The following is a 20,155-nucleotide window of genomic DNA, read 5'->3' as shown; positions in this document are numbered from 1 at the left end:
CGCCGATGTCCCCCCGTCTCGTGTGAAAGAACGTCCGCGGCTTAGCCGGTCTGCAGCACGCCGCGGAACATCGGATCCTCGAGCGCGCGACCGGTGCCGAGCGCGACGCAGGTCAGCGGGTCCTCGGCGACGGTGACCGGCAGGCCGGTCTCGTCGCGCAGCACCTCGTCCAGCCCCTCGAGCAGCGCGCCGCCGCCGGTGAGCACGATGCCCTGGTCGACGATGTCGGCGGCGAGTTCGGGTGCGGTATTCTCGAGCGCGACGCGGACGCCCTCGACGATCGTCGCGACCGGCTCGCTCAGCGCCTCCGCGATCTGGCCCTGGTTGATCTGGATCTCCTTGGGCACGCCGTTGACGAGGTCACGGCCCTTGACGAAGATGATCTTGCCGATGCCGTCAGCGGGCGGCCGCGCGATGCCGACCTCCTGCTTGATCCGCTCGGCGGTAGCCTCGCCGATCAGCAGATTGTGGTTGCGGCGGACGTAGCTGACGATCGCCTCGTCCATCTTGTCGCCGCCGACGCGGACCGAGGTGGTATAGGCGAGGCCGCGCAGCGACAGCACCGCGACCTCGGTGGTGCCGCCGCCGATGTCGACGACCATCGAGCCGATCGGCTCGGTGACGGGCATGTCGGCGCCGATCGCCGCCGCCATCGGCTCCTCGATCAGATAGACCTGGCTCGCGCCCGCGTTCGACGCGGCGTCGCGGATCGCGCGACGCTCGACCTTGGTCGAACCCGACGGCACGCAGATCACGATCTCGGGCCAGCGCGCGAACTTGCGCGGTCCGTGCACCTTGCGGATGAAATGCTTGATCATCTCTTCGGCCACGTCGATGTCGGCGATGACGCCGTCGCGCAGCGGCCGGATCGCCTCGATCGAGCCCGGCGTCTTGCCCATCATCAGCTTGGCGTCGTCGCCGACCGCCTTCACCCGGCGCACGCCGTTGATCGTCTCGACCGCGACCACCGACGGCTCGTTGAGCACGATGCCGCGGCCGCGGACGTAGACCAGCGTGTTCGCGGTGCCGAGATCGATCGCCATGTCATGGGACATGAATTTGAAGAAGCGAGGAAATGCCATCGAGCGCTAGGTTCCGTATGCGGGACGCGGGAGTTCCAGGAGACCCGCCGCAGACCATGTCGGTCACGAAGTTCGTCACGTCTGGCGGAGGGGCTCGCGGGATGCGTTCGCTTGGTATAGAGCTTGCGCGGTGTCAATACGCCGTCTGCCTGAACATCTCGTCAACCGTATCGCCGCCGGTGAAGTGGTGGAAAGGCCCGCCAGCGCGTTGAAGGAGCTGGTCGAGAATGCGATCGATGCGGGTGCCCGGCGGATCGCCATAACCCTCTCGGAGGGCGGCCTTTCGCGGATTGAGGTGGCCGACGACGGGTGCGGCATGACCCCCGCCGACATGGCGCTGGCACTGGAACGGCACGCGACGTCCAAACTGCCGGATTCGCTGGTCGGCGACGAGGGCGCGCTCGAAATGGTCGCCACGCTCGGCTTCCGCGGCGAGGCGCTGCCGTCGATCGCCAGCGTCGCGCGGCTGACGATCGAAAGCCGAGTCGCGGGGGCCGAGGGCTGGGCGCGGACGATCGACAATGGCGCGCTGGTCCGCGAGGGGCCGGCCGCGTTGCCGCCGGGGACGCGGGTGATCGTCGAGGCATTGTTCGGCCGGGTGCCGGTGCGGCGCAAGTTCCTGCGCTCGCCGCGCGCGGAATATGCCGCCTGCCTCGATGCGGTGCGGCGGCTGGCGATGGCCCGCTGCGACATCGCCTTCACGCTCGAACACGACGGTCGCCGCGCGCTGGCGGTGACGCAGGCGGAGGAGCGGCCGGAGCGCGTCGCGGCGCTGACCGACCGCGCGCTCGCCGACAATGCGGTGCCGATCGACCTCGAGCGGCCGACCGACGCCGGGCCGCTGGTGCTCGGCGGGGTGGCGAGCATCCCGACCTACAATCGCGGCGTCGCCGATCACCAATATCTGTTCGTCAACGGCCGGCCGGTGCGCGACCGGCTGCTGATGGGTGCGATCCGCGGCGCCTATGCCGAGATGCTGCCGCGCGACCGCCATGCGGTGGTGGCGCTGTTCCTCGACGTGCCGGCGAGCGAGGTCGACGTCAACGTCCACCCCGCCAAGACCGAGGTGCGCTTTCGCGATCCCGCCATGGTGCGCGGGCTGATCGTGTCGGGGCTGCGGCGGGCGCTGGACGCTGCCGGGCATCGCAGCGTGCAACGGCCGAGCGCGGATGCGCTGGCGATGTGGCAGCCCGAAAACCCCGCTCCTCCCGCGGAGGGGCGAGCTTGGGGGCTGCCGGAGACGGTCGGTATCGGGGAGGTGTCCGCGGCTTTCGACACCTCACCGAGCGGGGAGGGGCTTTACGGGGCTGTGCGCGACTATCGGCCGACCTTCTTCACCGCGCCGCCGGCCGCGCGCGCCGAACCCGCCTGGGCGCCGCCGCCGCAGACCGCGTCGCATCCGCTCGGGGTCGCGCGCGGGCAAGTCGCCAAGACCTATATCGTCGCCGAAGCGGAGGACGGGCTGGTGCTGGTCGACCAGCATGCCGCGCATGAACGGCTGGTGCTCGAGCGGATGCGCGCCGCGCTCGCCGGCGGGCGGGTCGCTTCGCAGGCACTGCTGCTTCCCGAGGTGGTCGAGCTGGAGGAGCCCGCCTGCGACCGGCTCGAGGCGCGGGCCGCCGAACTCGCCGAACTTGGACTCGACCTCGAACGGTTCGGGCCGACCGCGATGCTGGTGCGCGCGACGCCGGCGCTGCTCGGTCAGGCCGACCCGACCGGGCTGGTCACCGACCTCGCCGACGAACTCGCCGCCTTCGATCAGGCGCTATCGCTGCGCGAGCGGCTCGACGCGGTGGCGGGGACGATGGCCTGCCACGGCTCGGTGCGCGCCGGCCGGGTGCTCGGCGTGACCGAGATGAATGCGCTGCTCCGCGAGATGGAGGCTACGCCGCACTCTGGCCAATGCAACCATGGTCGTCCGACCTGGGTGAAGCTGGCGCATGGCGATATTGAAAAACTGTTCGGCCGCCGGTGAGCGAGTCCTCGAACAGCCAGGCTTCCGCCGCGGCGCGCTCGGAGAAATAGCCGACGCCCTCGCGGCCCGGCTCGGGCAGGCGGCGCATCTGCTGGCGCGACAGCGACATGCCTACGACGAACGCCATGCGGCGCGAGCGCAGCGTGGGATCGCGCGTCATCGCCATGAACGCCTCGACGACCTCGCGGCTCTGGATGCGCATTCCCGACGCATCGGTGAGCGTCAGATGCTGGTTGGGACCGCAATGCAGCAGCTCGAGCGCATCGCGATAGGACTCGCGGAACGCCGCGACGTCTTCCACCAGGAAGAACCCCGCCGAGGTGACGGTGACGAGATGCCGGACGGGGTCGACGGCGATGCTGAAACGGGCTGGCATGAATCAGTCCATAATGGTCTAGGTCTTTCGCGTGTGTTAACGCGTTGATTAGCACTGACCATTTTGCCTCGGCTGGGAATGCTGCCGTCGGCGTCCGACACCATGAAAAAAGCCGCCCGGATCGCTCCGGACGGCCTCTTTGTCTTCGGGCAGGCGAACGCGGGGCTCAGCCCTGCGCCGGTGCTTCCTCCGCGGTGTCGGCCTGCACTTCGGCAGTCGCGCCCGGCTCGGCGTTGGGATCGTAATCCTCGACGAAGCCGGCTTCGTCGCGCTCGAACATCGACGACATCACGTCGACGCCCGATGCCTGCATCTCGGCCTCTTCCGGCGAGCGGGCGACGTTGACCTTGACGGTCACGGTGACCTCGGGGTGCAGCGCGACGCGCACGGTGTACAGGCCAATCGACTTGATCGGCTTGTCCAGCACCACCTGGCTCTTGGTGACCTTGTGGCCGTCGGCGACGAGCGCCTCGATCAGATCGCGGACCGCGACCGAACCGTAGAGCTGGCCGGTGTTCGACGCCTGACGGATCAGGGTGACGCTCGCGTCCTTGAACGAACCCGCTTCCTTCTCGGCCTCGCCGCGACGGTTGGCGTTGTCGCTCTCGATGCGGGCGCGGTTCGCCTCGAACACCTTGCGGTTGGCTTCGTTGGCGCGCAGCGCCTTCTTGTTCGGCAGCAGGAAGTTGCGGGCGAACCCGTCCTTGACCTTCACCACGTCGCCGATGGCGCCGAGCTTCTCGACGCGCTCAAGCAGAATGACGTCCATGTGTCCGTTCCTTACTTAACGACGTAGGGCAGCAGGCCCAGGTGACGGGCGCGCTTGATCGCCTGGGCGAGCTCGCGCTGCTTCTTGGCGCTCACCGAGGTGATACGCGACGGCACGATCTTGCCACGCTCGGACACGAAGCCCTGGAGCAGACGGACGTCCTTATAGTCGATCCGCGGCGCATCCTTGGCGCTGAACGGGCACGACTTGCGGCGGCGGAAAAACGGGCGAGCCATTATGCGGCCTCCTCTTCACGGTCACGACGGGGGGCACGCTCCGGACGATCGCCACGATCGCCACGGTCGCCGCGCGGGCCGCCATCACGGCCGCCTTCGCGGTCGCCACGACGCTCACGATCGCGCTCCTGCTTGCGCATCATCACGGTCGGACCGTCTTCCAGCGCATCAACCTTGACGGTCATGTAGCGGATGACGTCTTCGTTGATCTGCGTCTGGCGCTCCAGCTCGGCGATAACGGTGCCGGGGGCATCGATCTCGAGCATGACGTAATGCGCCTTGCGGTTCTTGGCGATGCGATACGCGAGGCTGCGCAGGCCCCAGGTCTCGGTCTTGACGACCTTGCCGCCATTGTCTTCGATGATCTTGGTGGCGGTTTCCGCCAGCGCGTCCACCTGCGCCTGTGCCAGATCCTGGCGCGCAAGGAACGTGTGCTCGTACAGAGCCATGCCTTGTCCTTCGTTGGCCGATCGCTGACGCCGCCCCATGCGACGCCCCTCCGACTGTCGTCTCAAACATAAAAACCGGGGCGGAGAGACTGGCTCTCCACCCCGGGTATCGATGCTCATACGCCTTGCGGGCGAAAAGGCAAGCCTTGGCGCTTAGCGGAACGAGCGCTGGATCACCCGCACGACGGTGCCGTTGTCGCGGACGAGCACCGCGTCGTTACCCGAGCGCGCCCAATACTGGCCGCGCGGCGGGGCGGCGAGGCGATAGGTGCGATAGTCGCGGACGACGCGATAGTTGGTTGCATAGCGGCGGTCGAAACGCTGGCCGGCGCGCCAGGCGCGCGGCCCGTTGTTGCGGACGGTGGTGCGCTGAGTGACGACGGTGCGGCCGTTCGGACGCTCCTTGACGGTGGTGACGGTGCGCTCGCGCTGCACGGGGGCGGCGTCGGCGGCGGCGACCGCCAGCGGGCTGGCGACGAGGGTCGCGGCGATCGCGCTCAGGATCAGCTTCTTCATTGTAATCACTCCCATTTGCATACCGGCGCCGTGTCCGGCGTCGATACGAGAGATAGGGGCGACTTGTCGCACACCTCTCTCGTCGATCCCGGAAAACGGTCGCAAGGTGTCGCAACTCCGTGAGGTTCGTTCAGGTTGCGTGAGGGCCGCAGCGGTCCTAGTGGCGCGCTCCTGTTGTTCAGAGGAGACGCGCGATGCGGGCATTCATCTTTCCCGGCCAGGGCAGCCAGGCGGTCGGCATGGGCAAGGCGCTGGCCGAGGCGAGCCCGGTCGCGCGCGAGGTGTTCGGCGAGGTCGACGAGGCGCTCGGCCAGCATCTGTTCCGGCTGATGGCCGAGGGGCCGGGCGAGGACCTGCAACTCACCGCCAATGCGCAGCCGGCGATCATGGCCAATGCGATCGCCACGCTGCGCGTCGCCGAGCGCGAGGGCGGCCTCCGTCTCGCCGACAAGGCCGACTACGTCGCGGGCCACTCGCTGGGTGAATATGGCGCATTGTGCGCGGCGGGCGCGTTCGACCTCGCCACCACCGCGCGGCTGCTGCGGCTGCGCGGTGAGGCGATGCAGGCGGCGGTGCCGGTCGGCGAGGGGGCGATGGCGGCGCTGCTCGGTGCCGATCTCGCCAAGGCGCAGGCGATCGCCTCCGCCGCCGTCGCGGCGATCGCCGCGGAGGGTGGTGGCGACCTCGTCTGCACCGTCGCCAACGACAACGATCCGTCGCAGGTGGTGATCTCGGGCCACCGCGCCGCGATCGAGCGTGCGGTCACTTTGGCCAAGGACCATGGCGCCAAGCGCGCGCTGCTGCTGCCGGTGTCGGCGCCGTTCCACTGCCCGCTGATGCAGCCCGCCGCCGAGGCGATGAAGGCCGCGCTCGCCGACGCGCGGATCGCCGCCCCGCTGGTGCCGGTCTACGCCAACGTCGACGCCGCGCCGATCGCCGACCCCGATGCGATCCGCGCCGCTCTGGTCCGCCAGGTGACGGGCATGGTGCGCTGGCGCGAATCGGTGCTGGCGATGGCCGAAGCGGGGGTGACGCATTTCGTCGAATTCGGCGGCAAGGTCCTCGCCCCGATGGTCAAGCGCATCGCCCCGGACGTCGAGGCGACCAGCGTCGTGACGATGGACGACATCGAGGATTTGCTTAAAAAGGTGTGATGTTCACGCGAAGACGCGAAGACGCGAAGATGGTGGATCTCGAGGCCGCCGCCTCGGATGTCATCGACGTTTCTTTTCGTCTTCACCGTGACTTGGGGCCCGGCTTATTAGAGAGCGTATACGAGACCGTTCTGGCCGCGAAGCTCACGCACCTCGGTTATGAGGTCCACCGGCAGATGCCGGTATCCTTTTCCTTCGAGGGGCTCTCGTTCGACGCGGCGTTCAAGGTCGATCTGGTCGTCGCCCGGGCGCTGCTCGTCGAGATCAAATCGGTCGAGCGGCTTAACGCCGCTCACGCCAAGCAACTGCTCACCTACCTTCGGCTGACCAGCCAGCCCCTTGGGCTGCTTATCAACTTTGGAGGCGCGACGCTCAAGGAAGGGCTGCGACGCATCGTCAACGGCCACACCGCCTTCGCGTCTTCGCGTCTTCGCGTGAATCAATAAGGATTGCGAAGAATGTTCGATCTGACAGGCATGACTGCGCTGGTTACCGGCGCTTCGGGGGGTATCGGGTCCGCCATCGCGAAGGCGCTGGCGGGGCAGGGGGCGACGCTGGCGGTGTCGGGGTCCAATGCGGAGAAGCTCGAGGCGTTTCGCGCCGGGCTTGGCGGCGCGCATGTCGCGGTGCCGTGCGACCTGTCGGATGCCGCCGCGGTCGACGCGCTGGTGCCGCAGGCGGTGCAGGCGCTCGGCGGGCGGCTCGACATCCTCGTCAACAACGCCGGCGTGACGCGCGACAATCTGGCGATGCGGATGAAGGACGACGAATGGGATCAGGTGATCCGCGTCAATCTGGAGGCCGCGTTCCGCCTCGTCCGCGCCGCCGCCAAGCCGATGATGAAGCAGCGCTTCGGCCGCGTCGTGTCGATCACCTCGGTGGTCGGGCAGACCGGCAATCCGGGGCAGGCGAATTATGCCGCATCGAAAGCCGGCCTCGTCGGCATGTCGAAGGCCCTGGCGCAGGAGCTCGCCAGCCGCAACATCACGGTCAATTGCGTCGCGCCCGGCTTCATCCGCTCGGCGATGACCGACGTGCTGCCCGAGGCGCAGAAAACCGCGCTGTTGGGGCGGATTCCGGCCGGCGATCTCGGCACCGGCGAGGATATCGGTGCCGCCGTCGTGTACCTCGCCAGCCGCGAAGCCGGATATGTCACCGGCCAGACCTTGCACGTCAACGGCGGCATGGCCATGATCTAGGCGGGTTGGGGCTGATCACAACGATCGACCTTAACAGACGCTTGCCACCCGAACCGCCCCGTTCTACGGGCGTTTGGTAACTGACAAACACCCCCCAAAGCGAAGAGGGACTATACCATGAGCGAGACCGCCGACCGCGTGAAGAAGATCGTCGTCGAGCATCTCGGCGTCGAAGCCGACAAGGTGACCGAGGACGCGAGCTTCATCGACGACCTGGGTGCCGACAGCCTCGACATCGTCGAGCTCGTCATGGCGTTCGAGGAAGAGTTCGGGGTCGAGATCCCCGACGATGCCGCCGAGAAGATCACGACCGTCAAGGACGCGATCACCTATATCGACGAGCACAAGGGCTGAGCCTTCGGCTTGCCCGCGCCCGCTAAGGGCCGGATCTGAACGGCTCCCCGTCCCCGATTGTGAGGGCGGGGGGCCGTTTTTCGTAACAGCCGCCCGCTTCCGTCGGACGGCGACCTGTTTGGACTGGATGGAGTAAGGGTATGCGGCGCGTTGTCGTAACCGGTTTGGGTCTGGTGACCCCGCTTGGCGCGGACGTCGAAACCGCCTGGGCGAACCTGATCGCGGGCAAGTCGGGCGCCGGCCCGATCACGCGCTTCGACGCGTCGGACCAGAAATGCCTCATCGCCTGCGAGGTCAAGCCGGCGGATCATCCTTACGGCTTCGACCCCGACAAGCGCGTTGACCACAAGGTCCAGCGTCAGGTCGATCCGTTCATCGTCTATGGCATCGACGCCGCCGGCCAGGCGCTCGAGGACGCCGGCCTCACCGAGATGAGCGAGGCGGAGCGGTTCCGCACCGGCTGTTCGATCGGTTCGGGCATCGGCGGCCTGCCGGGGATCGAGAGCGAATCGCTCGTGCTTGCCGAAAAGGGGCCGAAGCGCGTCAGCCCGCATTTCGTCCACGGCCGGCTCATCAACCTGATCTCGGGTCAGGTTTCGATCAAATACGGGTTGATGGGGCCGAACCATGCGGTGGTCACCGCCTGTTCGACCGGCGCGCATTCGATCGGCGACGCGGCGCGGATGATCGCGCTCGACGATGCCGACGTGATGCTCGCGGGCGGCGCGGAAAGCACGATCTGTCCGATCGGCATCGCCGGCTTCGCTGCGGCGCGCGCGCTCAACACCAGCTTCAACGACCGGCCCGAACAGGCCAGCCGCCCCTATGACCGCGACCGCGACGGCTTCGTCATGGGCGAGGGCGCGGGCGTGGTCGTGCTCGAGGAATATGAGCACGCCAAGGCACGCGGCGCGAAAATCTATTGCGAGGTCGTCGGTTACGGCCTGTCGGGCGACGCCTATCACGTCACCGCACCGGAACCCGAAGGATCGGGCGCGTTCCGCTCGATGGAAATGGCGATGAAGCGCTCGGGCCTCGCGCTCGGCGACATCGACTATATCAACGCGCACGGCACCTCGACGATGGCCGACATGATCGAGCTGGGCGCGGTCAAGCGCCTGTTCGGCGATGCGATCGGTGGCCTGTCGATGAGCTCGACCAAATCGGCGATCGGCCATCTGCTCGGCGGCGCCGGCGCGGTGGAGAGCATCTTCTGCATCCTCGCGATGCGTGACCAGATCGTGCCGCCGACGCTCAACCTCGACAATCCGTCGGAAGGCGCGGAGGGCGTCGACCTCGTCCCCCACGTCGCGCGCAAGCGCGAGGTGCGCGCGGTGCTCAACAATTCGTTCGGTTTCGGCGGCACCAACGCCTCGCTGGTGATGAAGGCGATCTGATTCCATGCGCAAGGTCGGTTGCCTCGGTCTGCTGATCGGCCTCGTCGCGATCGTCGCGGCGTTTCTGGTGGTGCAGGGCTGGGGTGGCAGCGGTCCGGCGCCGCGGACGCTGACCGTGCAGGTCGCGGAGGGCAGCAGTCTCGCCTCCGCCGCGCGCGAACTCGAGAAGGCGGGGGCGATCCGCTCGGCCGGGCGCTTCCGCCTGCTCGCCCGCGTGTTCGGTTCGGGCGAGCCGATCAAGGCGGGCGAATATCGCATCCCGGCGCACACCAGCCCGGCCGACATTCTCAAGATGCTGCAGGGCGGCAAGGTGTTGCAGCGGCTGGTGGTGGTGCCGGAGGGCTATCCTTCCGTGCTCGTCCACGACGCGCTGATGAAGGCTGACGGATTGACCGGCGACGTGCCGGTGCCTGCCGAGGGCTCGGTGCTGCCCGACAGCTATGCCTTCCAGCGCGGCGACACGCGCGCGAGCGTGGTGGCACGGATGCAGACGGCGATGCGCGACTATCTCGCCGCCGCCTGGGCGAAGCGCAAGCCGGGGATCGCGGTGACGACCCCCGAACAGGCGATCATCCTCGCCTCGATCGTCGAGAAGGAGACCGGCAAGCCTGCCGAGCGGCGCACGGTGGCGGCGGTCTATGGCAACCGGTTGAAGCAGGGGATGCCGTTGCAGGCGGATCCGACGGTCATCTATCCGATTACCAAGGGGCGGCCGCTGGGCCGGCGCATCCTGCGCTCGGAGCTGCATGCGAAGAACGGTTATAACACCTATGCCGAGGCGGGCCTGCCCGCCGGGCCGATCGCCAATCCCGGGCGTGCCTCGATCGATGCGGTGCTCGACCCGGCATCGTCGAAGGCGTTGTATTTCGTCGCGGACGGCACCGGCGGGCACGTGTTCGCGGACACTTTGGCGCAGCACAACGCCAATGTGCAGAAATGGTATGCGATCCGGCGCCAGCGCGGCGAGATGTAGCGCGGGTCAGCGCGTCGCCCGATCCTCGCGCAGGCGCGCGTCGAGCTTGCGACGTGACGAGGCGGCATAGGCACGGCAGGCGCCGGGTGTCGTGCGGAAGCGATCGGTGGCGCCGTCCTGATCGGCGTGGGCGGTGATCAGCAGATCGCACGGCAGGGTCTGCATCACCCTATAGCTCTTGCGGAATCCGGCGACGATCGGGCGGCTCGTGGCGGCGGTGTAGCGATAGCCGTCGCTCGAGACGGGATTGAGGCTGGCGGCGAAGACGATCGTCCTGCACCCTTGGCGCGCGCAAGACTGCCAGCTCCAGCTCGTGCTGCCCATCGTATGGCCGGGCGTCGCATGCGCGGTCACCGTGGTGCGCCCCAGCGTCAGCCGCTCGCCGTCCCCGATCACCCGCACCGCGGCAACGGCGGGAAAGCGGCTGTCGTAACCGCGCTGCGGATCGTCTGCGGCGAGGCGGCCGGATCGCAGCCCTTCGGCAGCACGGGCGCTGGCGATCACCGTCGCGCCGGTGGCGCGGGCGAGCGCGGCGATGCCACCGGCATGATCGAAATGCGGCTCGGTGCTAAGGATGTAGCGAATGTCGCGCGGCCGGAAGCCAAGCTTTCTGACATTGGCGAGGATCGCCGGCGCGGCTTGCGGCAGGGCGCCGTCGATCAGGATCAGCCCCTTGCCCGTGTCGATCAGTGCGACGTTGAGGCCGCCGAAGCCCACCAGATAGCTGTCGCCGAACACCCGCACCGGCGGCCGCGGCGCCAGCCATTCGGCGACATGCTCGCCGACGATCGGCCGGGTGAGGGGATCGTCGCGCTGCGTTGTGGCGACGGGCGTGGTCTGCGCGGCGAGCATGGCGGCAACGAGGCTGGCGATCATGGACGGGTCTCCTTCGTTCCCGGAATGCCCGTCACGGCGATGCCATACAAACCATCTTCCCTCGCGTTAGCCATGAGGTTTACTCATGACCGATGGATCGCGCCCAGCTCCCGCTCAACGCTTTGCGCGCCTTCGAGGCGGCGGCACGGCATCTTAATTTCACCCGCGCCGCGAGCGAATTATTCGTCAGCCAGGGAGCGGTGAGCCATCAGGTCGCCGCGCTCGAAGAGAGGCTGGGTACGAAGCTGTTCCGGCGGCTGCCGCGCGGACTGGCGTTGACCGACGAGGGGCAGGCGCTGGTCCCGGTCCTCGCCGAGACGTTCGACCGGATCGGCGCCACGCTCGACCGGTTCGAGGGCGGACGCCTGCAACATCCCCTCGCGCTCGGCGTGGTGGGCACGTTCGCCACCGGCTGGCTGCTGCCGCGGCTCGATCGCTTTGTCGCAAGCCATCCGCACGTCGATGTCCGGCTGTCGATCAACAACAACCGCGTCGATCTGGCGGGCGAGGGGCTCGACGGTGCGATCCGCTTCGGCGACGGCGCGTGGCACGGCACACAGGCAGAGCCGTTGCTCGCCGCGCCACTGACCCCGCTTTGCGCGCCGCGCATCGCCGCGCGGTTGCGTGAGCCGGCCGATCTGCTGCGCGAACCTCTGCTGTGCTCGTACCGGACCAGCGAGTGGGAGGGGTGGTTCGCCAAGGCGGGGCTGTCGCCGCCGGCGCTGCGTGGGCCGCTGTTCGACAGTTCGGCGGTCATGGCGAGCGCGGCGATGGCGGGGCTGGGCATCGCGCTGGCGCCGCGCGCGATGTTCCTTCGCGAACTCGCCGCGGAGCAGCTCGTCCAGCCGTTTGCGGTCGAGATCGATGCCGGCCGCTACTGGCTGACGCATCTGCTGTCGCGCAAGCCGTCGCCGGCGATGCGCGCGTTCCGGGACTGGCTGGTGACGGAGGCGGGGGAGTGATCCGCCCGCCTCCGCCCTGCCGTCAGCGGCGCAGGCCGCTCGCGGCGCGCGCCTTGGCCTCGACCTCTGCCATCGCGCCGCCGGTCACCCAGCTGCCGCCGACGCACAATACCGGCGCGAACGCCAGCCAATCGGGCGCACTCGCCTCGGTGATGCCGCCGGTCGGACAGAAGCGGCACTGGTAGAAGGGTGCCGCCAGCGCCTTCAGCGCCTTCAATCCGCCCGACGTCTCGGCGGGGAAGAACTTGAAATGGGTGAGGCCGAGGTCGAGCCCGCGCATGATGTCGCCCGCGGTCGCGGTGCCGGGCAGATAGGCGACGCCCGCATCGAGGATCGGTTTGGCGAGCCGCTCGGTGAGCCCCGGCGAGACGATGAACTCGACGCCGGCGTCGATCACCTGCCGCGCCTGGCCCTCGTTCACCACTGTGCCGGCGCCGACGATCGCGCCGGGAACCGTCTTCATCTCGGCGATCGCTTCCATCGCCGCGCCGGTGCGCAGCGTCACCTCGAGCACCTTGAGCCCGCCGGCGACGAGCGCCTCGGCCAGCGGTCGCGCGGTGGCGGCGTCGTCGATCACCAGCACCGGGATGACGGCGCTGGTCTGCATGATGGTGGCGATGTCGGTCATGACGCAGGAGCCTCTTATGCGTGTTCTTGGGCGAAGGCCGCGGCGGCGCCGAACAGGCCCGGCTGCGGATGGGTGATGAGCTTGACGGGGATGCCCGCCATCATGTTCTGGAACCGGCCCTTGGCGACGAAGCGCTGGTCGAAGCCCGACCGGATCAATTTGTCCTTGATGCGCAGGCCGAGGCCGCCGGCGATCACCACCGCCTTGGCGCCATGCGCCAGCGCGAGGTCGCCCGCCACCGCGCCGAGCGCGAGGCAGAAGCGGTCGAGCGCGGCGAGCGCGATCGAATCGGTACCGTCGAGCGCCTCGGTCCAGATCGTCTTGTCGTCGCGGCTGGGAACGGCGCGGCCTTCGAGTTCGGCGAGCGTCTCGTACAGCGCGACGATGCCGGGGCCGGAGCAGATCCGCTCCGCCGAGACGCGCGTATAGGTGCGACGCAGGCGCTTGACGAAGGCGTCCTCGATGCCGTCGAGCGGCGCATAGTCGACGTGGCCGCCCTCGGTAGGCAGCACGTGATAGCGGCCCTTGGTCTTGAACACCTGCGCGACGCCGAGGCCGGTGCCGGGGCCGCAGACCGTCGTCACCCCCTCGGTCGGCAGCGCGATGTCGGGGCCGCAAAGGTGCTCGAAATCGTCGTGCGGCAATTGCGCGACGGCATGGCCGACCGCGCCGAAATCGTTGATGACGGTATAGATGTCCGCGCCGAGTCGCTCGGGGATCAGCGACGGGCGGATCACCCAGGGATTGTTGGTCAGGCGGATGATGTCGCCGGTGATCGGCGAGGCGACCGAGATCGCCGCCGCCTTGGGGAGCGGCGCGCCGTGGCGGGCGGCGAACGCCTGCCACGCGGTCTGCAGGCTGGCGTGTTCGGCGGTCTTGAGCGTCACCGGTTCGCCGAGCGCGACGACATGGCCGTCCTCCACCTCCGCGATGGCGAAGCGGGCATGGGTGCCGCCGATATCGACGCTGACGAGCTGCATTTCTGTTCTCTCCTGACGTTCCGCTCCCACCCCCACCCATCGCCGGCTTTGCCGTCTCTCCCTCTCCCGGCGGGAGAGGGAAGGGGCCCGCCGCCGCAGGCGGTGGGAAGAGTGAGGGTGGTTGGTGTTGCTATAGACCCGCCGCCGCGAGCATGCCCGATGCGCCCTTCTCGGCCTCGTCGGCAAGGCCGCGGAACATCGCGAACAGCTCGCGGCCGGTGCCGCTCGCCGCGCCGGGGGCGTCGCACAGCGGCCGCGCCAGCCATTCCGCCGCGTCGACCAAAGCGTCGAGCGTGCCGTTGACCGCATCGACGCGGATGATGTCGCCGTCGCGGATCTTGCCGATCGCGCCATGGCCGAGGGCCTCGGGCGAGCAGTGGATCGCGCATGGCACCTTGCCGCTCGCGCCCGACATGCGGCCGTCGGTGACCAGCGCGACCTTGAAGCCGCGGTTCTGGAGCACGCCGAGCGGCGGGGTCAGTTTGTGCAACTCGGGCATGCCGTTGGCACGGGGCCCCTGGAAGCGGACGACGACGACCATGTCCTGCTCCAGCTCGCCGCGCTTGAACGCCTCGAGCACGTCGAGCTGGTCGTGGAAGACGCGCGCCGGCGCCTCGACCACCCAGCGCTCCTTGTCGACCGCGGACACCTTGATACAGGCGCGGCCAATGTTGCCGGCGAGGATGCGCATGCCGCCGTCGGGCGAGAAGGCCTCGCCGACCGGGCGCAGGATGGCGGTGTCGCCGCTGTCGCCGACCGGATGCCACGTGAGCCGATCGTCGACGATCGCCGGCTTGTCGGCATAAGCGGCGAGGCTGTCGCCGCTGACCGTCGTGATATCACCGTGCAGCAGCCCGGCCGACAGCAATTCGCGGATGACGAAGGGCATGCCGCCCGCCGCCTCGAACGCGTTCACGTCGGCGGCACCATTCGGATAGACGCGCGCGATCAGCGGCACCGCGCGGCTGAGCCGGTCGAAATCCTCCCAGTCGATGACGATCCCCGCCGCGCGCGCGATCGCCGGGACGTGGAGCAGGTGATTGGTCGAACCGCCGGTGGCGAGCAGGCCGACCGCGGCATTGACGATCGCGCGCTCGTCGACGCAATGGCCAAGCGGGCGATAGTCGTTGCCGCGCCAGCCCATGCCGGCAAGGCGATGCACCGCGGCGCGGGTCAGCTCCTGGCGCAGCTTGGTGCCGGGATTGACGAAGGCGGCGCCGGGCATGTGCAGACCCATCACCTCCATCATCATCTGGTTGGTGTTGGCGGTGCCGTAGAAGGTGCAGGTGCCCTTGGAATGATAGGCCTGGATCTCGGCGTCGAGCAGCTCCTCGCGCCCCGCCTTGCCCTCGGCATAGGCCTCGCGCACCGCCGCCTTGGCCTTGTTGGGGAGGCCGGAGGGCATCGGACCACCGGGGATCAGCACCATTGGCAGATGGCCGAAGCGCAGCGCGCCCATCAGCAGGCCCGGCACGATCTTGTCGCAGATGCCGAGCAGCGCCGCGCCCTCGAACGTGCCGTGGCTGAGCGCGACCGCGGTCGCGAGCGCGATCGTGTCGCGGCTGAACAGCGACAGCTCCATGCCGGCATAGCCCTGCGTCACGCCGTCGCACATCGCCGGTACGCCGCCGGCGACCTGCGCGGTGGCGCCGGCCTCGCGCGCCCAGACCTTCATCAGCTCGGGGTAGCGGTAATAGACCGCATGCGCCGACAGCATGTCGTTATAGGCGGTGACGATGCCGATGTTCATGCCGGTATCGGCGCGCAGCGTGTCGCGATCCTCCTCGGTGCCGGCATAGGCGTGGGCGAGGTTGGCGCAGCCGAGCTGTGGCCGGCGCGCGCCGCTCTCCCGCTCGTGCTCGATCAGCGCGAGATAGGCGGCACGGCGCTCCCGCGATCGTTCGATGATGCGGTCGGTGACGGCGGAGACTTCGGGGTTCATGACGCGGATCCTGGGGAGGGGGCGTTAGGTGCCTGAGGTGTCACCATAAACCATATCGGGGTGAGCGACGGAAGCGGATCGGGACACAGGCCCTTCGACAGGCTCAGGGCGAACGGGGCGGGAGCGATTCCCCTTCACCGTTCGTGCTGAGCCTGTCGAAGCACGGTGGGTCTCAACCCCGCTCCGTCACCGGCGTTACGGCGCCCAGTGGATATCGACGGGCAATTCGGCGTCGGCGAGCACGCGGCCGATCGGATAGGGCGACGACGGCCCCTGCTTGATCGCCTGTTCGATGACGTCGCGCTTGGCCTGGCCGGTGACCGCGATCATCAGCGCGCGCGCCGTCACGATGCCCTCGCGCGACAGCGTCACGCGGGCGACCGGCGCTTCGGGCGGCAGCGGTTCGGGCATCACGCCGAGCGCGCGCCGCTCCTTGGGGCCGGACAGCGCCTCGTCGAAATCGGGGCCGGGGAAGATCGACGCGGTATGGCCGTCGCCGCCGACGCCGAGCAGGCACAGGTCGAGCGGCCAGTGCAGGTCCTGCATCAGCGCATCCGCCGAGCGGCCGGCGGACTTATAGTCGGCGGTCGCCTGCGGCACGATCGGCATCACCCGCGCGCCCTTGGGCAGGAAGGTCTTGGCGATCATCGTCACGTTCGACAAAGCGTCGCCGAGCGGCACGATACGCTCGTCGGTGGGGACGATCGTCACCCGCTTCCAGTCGAGCTTCGCCTTGGACAGCGTGTCGTAGATCGGGATCGGCGTCTTGCCGCCCGACAGCGCGATCACCGCCGCGCCGCGTGCGTCGATCGCCGCCTCGATGATGAACTGGATGTCGCCGGCGACCGCCTGGGCCATTTCGGCGGCGTCATCATATTCCCACCATTCGATCTCGGTCATGTCTTTGCTTTCGTTCGGTCGGCGTCCCGTCCGATAGACCGGGCGGACGCGCAAGGTAAGAGGCCGCGCATACGTATGAGCGACGGAATCGACTGTATGGTGACCCAAAACACACCCCATATCCCGTCACCCCGGGCTTGACCCGGGGTCCCGCTATTGGCCGACCGCGGGAGAAGCGGGAGCCCGGGTCAGGCCCGGGGTGACGGGGGTGAACGGCTCGGCCTGAAGCCTCAATCGTCCTGCCAGGTCACGCCGTCGCGCTCGGTCAGCGCGATCGCGCCGGCGGGGCCCCAGGTGCCGGCGGCATAATGTTTGGGCTTGGTCTGGTTGGCATCCCAGCCGGCGCGGATCGCGTCGATCCACGTCCATTGCGCCTCGACCTCGTCGCGCCGGACGAACAGCGTCTGGTCGCCCTCGATCAGGTCGAGCAGCAGCCGCTCATAGGCGATGCGCCGCCGCGAGCCGGCGAACTCGGCGTCCATGCTGAGGTTGAGCGGCACCTCGCGCAGGCGGATGCCCTCGCGGTCGAGCCCCGGCTCCTTCGCCATCACCAGCAGCTGGACATATTCCTCCGGCTGCAACCGGATCACCAGCGTGTTCGGCTGGAGGATGCCGCCGCGGCCCGAGAACATCGAATGCGGCACCGGCTTGAACTGGATCGCGATCTCGCTGCGCCGCTTCGCCATCCGCTTGCCGGTGCGCAGATAGAAGGGCACGCCCTGCCAGCGCCAATTGTCGATATGCGCCTTGATCGCGACGAAGGTCTCGACGTTGCTGTCATAGCCCAGCTCGTCGTCATAGCCCTTGACGACCTTGCCGCCGACCGCGCCCTCCTCATACTGGCCGGTGACGGTGCAGATCGGCACGTCCTCGGGCGCGATCTTGCGCAGCGACCGGAACACCTTCGCCTTTTCGTCGCGGATCGCGGCGCCGTCGTAGAGGGCGGGGGGCTCCATCGCGATCAGCGCGACGAGCTGGAGCATATGGTTGGCGACCATGTCGCGCAGCGCGCCCGCGCCCTCGTAATAGCCGGCGCGATCCTCCAGCCCGACCGTTTCGGCGATCGTGATCTGGACGTTGTCGATTCCCTGCGCGTTCCACACCGGCTCGAAGAACGAATTGCCGAAGCGCAGCGCGAGGATGTTCTGGACCGTCTCCTTGCCGAGATAATGGTCGATGCGGAAGGTCCGCTCCTCGGGAAAGGCGGAGGCGACGGTGTCGTTGATCTCGCGGCTGGAGGCAAGATCGTAGCCGAGCGGCTTCTCCAGCCCGATCCGCACCGTCTCGCCGGCGAGGCCGACGCTTTCGAGGCCCTTGACCGCCGGCTCGAACAGCGACGGCGCGGTCGATAGATAGATGGCGAGCCCGCCCGACACGTCGCCGATCTTTTCGGCGAGGCCAGCGAAGCTCGCCGGGTCCGACAGGTCGGCGGGCTGGAAGAACAACCGTTCGAGGAAGCTGGCGATCTTGTCGTCGTCCTTGCGGTCGGCGGCGAGGAACTGGCCGAGCGCCTTCTGCACGAAGGCGCGGAAGGCGTCGTCATTCTGCTCGCCACGGGCCGAGCCGACGATCGTCAACGCCTCGGGCAGCAGCCCGTCGGCGTGCAATCCGTAGAGCGACGGCCACAGCATGCGCTGGGCGAGGTCACCGGTCGCTCCGAACAGGAGCAGCTTGCCGACGGGATTGCGCTGCATGACGGTCCTTCTGTTAAACGATCAGGCCGGCCAGGGGATCGAGCCCGGCCATGATGTTGAGATTCTGTACGGCGGCACCACCGGCGCCCTTGCCGAGATTGTCGAGCGTGGCGATCAGCCGCACCTGGCCGCTGTCGGCATTGCCGCAGACGCGCAAGGTCATCCGGTCGGTGCCGCTATTCTCCTCGATCGTCACCGCGGCGACGTCGCCACTCGCGACCGAGATCAGCGCGCTGCCGGCATAGGCTGCGGCGAGCGTGTCCTCGACCGCGGCGAGGCTCGGCCGGCCGGGCAGTTGGGCGAGCGCCAGCGGCACCTCGCCGAGCATGCCGCGGTTGAGCCGCGCCACCGCGGGCGCGAACACCGGCGGATGGGCGAGCCCGGCATGCGCGCGCATCTCGGGCAAATGCTTGTGCGACAGCGTTAATGCATAAGCGCGCAGCGCCGTATCGACTCCGCCGCCCTCGAATTCCGCGATCATCGCCTTGCCGCCACCCGAATAGCCCGACACCGCATTATAGGTCAGCGGCCAGTCGGTGGGGATCAGCCCCGCGCGCACCAGCGGCGCAACCAGCGCGAGGAAGGCGGTGGGATAGCAGCCGGGGTTCGACACGAAGCGCGCCGCGGCGATCCGCCCGGCCTGACCCTCGGCCAGTTCGGGGAAGCCGTAGGTCCAGCCCTCGGCGACCCGATGTGCCGACGAGGCGTCGATCAGCCGCGTCGTGCCGCTACGCACCAGCGCCGCCGCCTCGCGTGCCGCCTCGTCGGGCAGGCAGAGGATGGCAATATCGGCGTCGTTGAGCGCCTCGGCCCGGGCATCCGCGTCCTTGCGGCGCGAGTCGTCGAGCGTCACGACGGTGATGTCGGTGCGGCCGCTCAACCGCTCGCGGATGTCGATGCCGGTGGTGCCGACGGCGCCGTCGATGAACACGGTGACGCTCATGCTGTGGTCGCCTTGTCGAGGATGGAACGGTCGACATAGCCGACCAGATTCTGGCCGATCGCCCGGCCCCAGGCGTGGCGCCCGGCGAGTTCGAGCACCTCGAACACGTCACCGGTGGCCAGCGTCGCGATCGGCTCGCTCAGATTGCGATCGGCGAAGAGGCCGGCGTCGCCCAATGCCACCGCGGCCATCGGCGCGGCATAATGCGGCGCGAACACCTGTTCGGCGAGGCGGACGTCGGCGAGATCGCCGCGCACCGCATGCGTCCGGGGATCGAGCGTGACCGACGGGCCGGTGAGCGCGAACGCCCTACGCGAGGGCTGGCTGGCGCGACCGGGCGTCGCCTTCGCCAAGGAATTGCCCGAACTCTTCAAGAAACTCTGCCCCTTCAGAAGTACGCGCGACGAAGATGTTGCGCTTGTCGCTGTCGTCGCGTTGCCGGCGCAGATAGCCGAGCGCACCCAGCCTGTTCAAGGCGCGCGTGACGACGGGCTTCGATACGTTGAGGGCCCGGGCCAGGCCCCGCACCGTATGCGGGCCGGGATTGAGGTAGACAAGGAGGAGCAGCGCCATCTGCCGGTTGGTGAGATCGGGTTCGCCCGAGCGCACGTAATCCACCAGGGCCGTCATCCACGTCGCGAGTGATTGCGCGGCAGTTCCCACGTTCAAATATCCGTTTCTGCGCCGTTTTCGGGGCTTTGTTTCGCGGTCATAACGCCCCCGCACGGTGCAGGTTTCCGGTAAACGGAC

23 protein-coding genes are annotated in these 20,155 nt (G+C 68.5%); 8 read left to right on the top strand and 15 right to left on the bottom strand.

All coding sequences use genetic code 11. The annotated features are described in order from the left end of the window. Positions 1–41: 41 nt before the first annotated feature. The gene (locus AC07UH_RS09250; RefSeq protein ID WP_038660014.1) at positions 42–1,082 is read right to left on the bottom strand and encodes a rod shape-determining protein; all 1,041 of its coding nucleotides are present in this window, start codon (positions 1,080–1,082) and stop codon (positions 42–44) included. 130 nt (positions 1,083–1,212) lie between these two features. Here AC07UH_RS09250 and mutL point away from each other — a divergent pair, with 130 nt between their 5' ends. Then, the gene (gene mutL, locus AC07UH_RS09245) at positions 1,213–3,057 is read left to right on the top strand and encodes a DNA mismatch repair endonuclease MutL (RefSeq protein WP_495180043.1); all 1,845 of its coding nucleotides are present in this window, start codon (positions 1,213–1,215) and stop codon (positions 3,055–3,057) included. On the opposite strand, the gene AC07UH_RS09240 is transcribed toward mutL, so the two are convergent. From AC07UH_RS09240 to AC07UH_RS09220, 5 genes are all read right to left on the bottom strand, one after another. Next, positions 2,966–3,433, bottom strand: a complete 468-nt coding sequence (locus AC07UH_RS09240; RefSeq protein ID WP_038660008.1) for a hypothetical protein — start codon at positions 3,431–3,433, stop codon at positions 2,966–2,968. The two genes, mutL and AC07UH_RS09240, sit on opposite strands and share 92 nt — an antisense overlap. Before the next feature lie 166 nt (positions 3,434–3,599). Beyond that, positions 3,600–4,202, bottom strand: coding sequence for a 50S ribosomal protein L9 (rplI, locus tag AC07UH_RS09235; RefSeq protein WP_038660005.1), 603 nt, complete (start codon positions 4,200–4,202; stop codon positions 3,600–3,602). An 11-nt stretch (positions 4,203–4,213) separates the two neighbouring features. Next, positions 4,214–4,438: a 30S ribosomal protein S18 gene (gene rpsR, locus AC07UH_RS09230; protein WP_007403456.1), complete on the bottom strand. Its 225-nt coding sequence runs from the start codon at positions 4,436–4,438 to the stop codon at positions 4,214–4,216. Continuing rightward, complete coding sequence (rpsF, locus tag AC07UH_RS09225) at positions 4,438–4,887, bottom strand: 30S ribosomal protein S6 (protein ID WP_495180044.1); 450 nt, start codon at positions 4,885–4,887, stop codon at positions 4,438–4,440. The genes rpsR and rpsF overlap by 1 nt, the downstream gene beginning before the upstream one ends. 153 nt (positions 4,888–5,040) lie before the next feature. Beyond that, positions 5,041–5,403, bottom strand: a complete 363-nt coding sequence (locus tag AC07UH_RS09220) for an RcnB family protein (RefSeq protein ID WP_495180045.1) — start codon at positions 5,401–5,403, stop codon at positions 5,041–5,043. Positions 5,404–5,597: 194 nt separating this feature from the next. Between AC07UH_RS09220 and fabD the strand changes: the two genes are divergently transcribed. From fabD to mltG, 6 genes are all read left to right on the top strand, one after another. Continuing rightward, positions 5,598–6,557, top strand: a complete 960-nt coding sequence (gene fabD, locus AC07UH_RS09215; protein ID WP_495180046.1) for an ACP S-malonyltransferase — start codon at positions 5,598–5,600, stop codon at positions 6,555–6,557. A 29-nt stretch (positions 6,558–6,586) separates the two neighbouring features. Next, the gene (locus tag AC07UH_RS09210) at positions 6,587–7,003 is read left to right on the top strand and encodes a GxxExxY protein (protein WP_495180047.1); all 417 of its coding nucleotides are present in this window, start codon (positions 6,587–6,589) and stop codon (positions 7,001–7,003) included. A 12-nt stretch (positions 7,004–7,015) separates the two neighbouring features. Next, positions 7,016–7,756 (top strand): 3-oxoacyl-[acyl-carrier-protein] reductase, encoded by a 741-nt coding sequence (gene fabG / locus AC07UH_RS09205; protein ID WP_038659990.1) that lies wholly within the window; start codon positions 7,016–7,018, stop codon positions 7,754–7,756. 117 nt (positions 7,757–7,873) lie between these two features. Further along, on the top strand, positions 7,874–8,110 hold the full coding sequence (locus AC07UH_RS09200) for an acyl carrier protein (protein WP_019515010.1): 237 nt from the start codon (positions 7,874–7,876) through the stop codon (positions 8,108–8,110). Between the two features lie 140 nt (positions 8,111–8,250). After that, positions 8,251–9,507: a beta-ketoacyl-ACP synthase II gene (gene fabF / locus AC07UH_RS09195; protein ID WP_495180048.1), complete on the top strand. Its 1,257-nt coding sequence runs from the start codon at positions 8,251–8,253 to the stop codon at positions 9,505–9,507. A 4-nt stretch (positions 9,508–9,511) separates the two neighbouring features. Further along, complete coding sequence (gene mltG / locus AC07UH_RS09190) at positions 9,512–10,480, top strand: endolytic transglycosylase MltG (RefSeq protein ID WP_495180049.1); 969 nt, start codon at positions 9,512–9,514, stop codon at positions 10,478–10,480. 6 nt (positions 10,481–10,486) lie between these two features. Here the strand turns inward: mltG and bla are convergent, their stop codons facing one another. Then, a complete protein-coding gene (gene bla / locus AC07UH_RS09185; RefSeq protein ID WP_495180050.1) occupies positions 10,487–11,356 on the bottom strand; it encodes a subclass B3 metallo-beta-lactamase in 870 nt (289 codons plus the stop codon). 92 nt (positions 11,357–11,448) lie between these two features. Between bla and AC07UH_RS09180 the strand changes: the two genes are divergently transcribed. Next, positions 11,449–12,318 (top strand): LysR substrate-binding domain-containing protein, encoded by an 870-nt coding sequence (locus AC07UH_RS09180; protein ID WP_495180051.1) that lies wholly within the window; start codon positions 11,449–11,451, stop codon positions 12,316–12,318. Positions 12,319–12,340: 22 nt separating this feature from the next. On the opposite strand, the gene eda is transcribed toward AC07UH_RS09180, so the two are convergent. From eda to AC07UH_RS09140, 8 genes are all read right to left on the bottom strand, one after another. Beyond that, entirely contained in the window at positions 12,341–12,946 is a 606-nt protein-coding gene (gene eda / locus AC07UH_RS09175; RefSeq protein ID WP_495180052.1) for a bifunctional 4-hydroxy-2-oxoglutarate aldolase/2-dehydro-3-deoxy-phosphogluconate aldolase, read from the bottom strand. 14 nt (positions 12,947–12,960) lie between these two features. Beyond that, positions 12,961–13,926 (bottom strand): glucokinase, encoded by a 966-nt coding sequence (glk, locus tag AC07UH_RS09170; protein WP_038659969.1) that lies wholly within the window; start codon positions 13,924–13,926, stop codon positions 12,961–12,963. 130 nt (positions 13,927–14,056) lie between these two features. Then, positions 14,057–15,868, bottom strand: a complete 1,812-nt coding sequence (gene edd / locus AC07UH_RS09165) for a phosphogluconate dehydratase (protein ID WP_495180053.1) — start codon at positions 15,866–15,868, stop codon at positions 14,057–14,059. A 195-nt stretch (positions 15,869–16,063) separates the two neighbouring features. Beyond that, positions 16,064–16,768, bottom strand: a complete 705-nt coding sequence (pgl, locus tag AC07UH_RS09160) for a 6-phosphogluconolactonase (RefSeq protein ID WP_495180054.1) — start codon at positions 16,766–16,768, stop codon at positions 16,064–16,066. 230 nt (positions 16,769–16,998) lie between these two features. Next, positions 16,999–18,462 (bottom strand): glucose-6-phosphate dehydrogenase, encoded by a 1,464-nt coding sequence (zwf, locus tag AC07UH_RS09155; RefSeq protein ID WP_038659959.1) that lies wholly within the window; start codon positions 18,460–18,462, stop codon positions 16,999–17,001. A 13-nt stretch (positions 18,463–18,475) separates the two neighbouring features. After that, on the bottom strand, positions 18,476–19,405 hold the full coding sequence (gene argC / locus AC07UH_RS09150; RefSeq protein WP_495180055.1) for an N-acetyl-gamma-glutamyl-phosphate reductase: 930 nt from the start codon (positions 19,403–19,405) through the stop codon (positions 18,476–18,478). Further along, positions 19,402–19,758, bottom strand: a complete 357-nt coding sequence (locus tag AC07UH_RS09145) for an SH3 domain-containing protein (protein WP_495180056.1) — start codon at positions 19,756–19,758, stop codon at positions 19,402–19,404. The genes argC and AC07UH_RS09145 overlap by 4 nt, the downstream gene beginning before the upstream one ends. Then, positions 19,715–20,035 (bottom strand): MarR family transcriptional regulator, encoded by a 321-nt coding sequence (locus AC07UH_RS09140; protein ID WP_038659952.1) that lies wholly within the window; start codon positions 20,033–20,035, stop codon positions 19,715–19,717. Before AC07UH_RS09140 ends, AC07UH_RS09145 begins: the two co-directional genes overlap by 44 nt. Positions 20,036–20,155 lie beyond the last annotated feature (120 nt).

It is taken from the genome of Sphingomonas sp. GW821-FHT04B01, from assembly GCF_059420425.1.
The sequence above is the reverse complement of the archived record's forward strand: the minus strand, read 5'-3'. Positions and strand labels throughout refer to the sequence as shown.

Excerpts from the sequence above, each read along its gene's own strand:
- AC07UH_RS09250 (WP_038660014.1), bottom strand. The coding sequence starts at position 1,082 with ATGGCATTTCCTCGCTTCTTCAAATTCATGTCCCATGACATGGCGATC.
- AC07UH_RS09240 (WP_038660008.1), bottom strand. The coding sequence starts at position 3,433 with ATGCCAGCCCGTTTCAGCATCGCCGTCGACCCCGTCCGGCATCTCGTC.
- rplI (WP_038660005.1), bottom strand. The coding sequence starts at position 4,202 with ATGGACGTCATTCTGCTTGAGCGCGTCGAGAAGCTCGGCGCCATCGGC.
- rpsR (WP_007403456.1), bottom strand. The coding sequence starts at position 4,438 with ATGGCTCGCCCGTTTTTCCGCCGCCGCAAGTCGTGCCCGTTCAGCGCC.
- rpsF (WP_495180044.1), bottom strand. The coding sequence starts at position 4,887 with ATGGCTCTGTACGAGCACACGTTCCTTGCGCGCCAGGATCTGGCACAG.
- AC07UH_RS09220 (WP_495180045.1), bottom strand. The coding sequence starts at position 5,403 with ATGAAGAAGCTGATCCTGAGCGCGATCGCCGCGACCCTCGTCGCCAGC.
- fabD (WP_495180046.1), top strand. The coding sequence starts at position 5,598 with ATGCGGGCATTCATCTTTCCCGGCCAGGGCAGCCAGGCGGTCGGCATG.
- AC07UH_RS09210 (WP_495180047.1), top strand. The coding sequence starts at position 6,587 with ATGGTGGATCTCGAGGCCGCCGCCTCGGATGTCATCGACGTTTCTTTT.
- fabG (WP_038659990.1), top strand. The coding sequence starts at position 7,016 with ATGTTCGATCTGACAGGCATGACTGCGCTGGTTACCGGCGCTTCGGGG.
- AC07UH_RS09200 (WP_019515010.1), top strand. The coding sequence starts at position 7,874 with ATGAGCGAGACCGCCGACCGCGTGAAGAAGATCGTCGTCGAGCATCTC.
- fabF (WP_495180048.1), top strand. The coding sequence starts at position 8,251 with ATGCGGCGCGTTGTCGTAACCGGTTTGGGTCTGGTGACCCCGCTTGGC.
- mltG (WP_495180049.1), top strand. The coding sequence starts at position 9,512 with ATGCGCAAGGTCGGTTGCCTCGGTCTGCTGATCGGCCTCGTCGCGATC.
- bla (WP_495180050.1), bottom strand. The coding sequence starts at position 11,356 with ATGATCGCCAGCCTCGTTGCCGCCATGCTCGCCGCGCAGACCACGCCC.
- AC07UH_RS09180 (WP_495180051.1), top strand. The coding sequence starts at position 11,449 with ATGGATCGCGCCCAGCTCCCGCTCAACGCTTTGCGCGCCTTCGAGGCG.
- eda (WP_495180052.1), bottom strand. The coding sequence starts at position 12,946 with ATGACCGACATCGCCACCATCATGCAGACCAGCGCCGTCATCCCGGTG.
- glk (WP_038659969.1), bottom strand. The coding sequence starts at position 13,926 with ATGCAGCTCGTCAGCGTCGATATCGGCGGCACCCATGCCCGCTTCGCC.
- edd (WP_495180053.1), bottom strand. The coding sequence starts at position 15,868 with ATGAACCCCGAAGTCTCCGCCGTCACCGACCGCATCATCGAACGATCG.
- pgl (WP_495180054.1), bottom strand. The coding sequence starts at position 16,768 with ATGACCGAGATCGAATGGTGGGAATATGATGACGCCGCCGAAATGGCC.
- zwf (WP_038659959.1), bottom strand. The coding sequence starts at position 18,462 with ATGCAGCGCAATCCCGTCGGCAAGCTGCTCCTGTTCGGAGCGACCGGT.
- argC (WP_495180055.1), bottom strand. The coding sequence starts at position 19,405 with ATGAGCGTCACCGTGTTCATCGACGGCGCCGTCGGCACCACCGGCATC.
- AC07UH_RS09140 (WP_038659952.1), bottom strand. The coding sequence starts at position 20,035 with ATGACGGCCCTGGTGGATTACGTGCGCTCGGGCGAACCCGATCTCACC.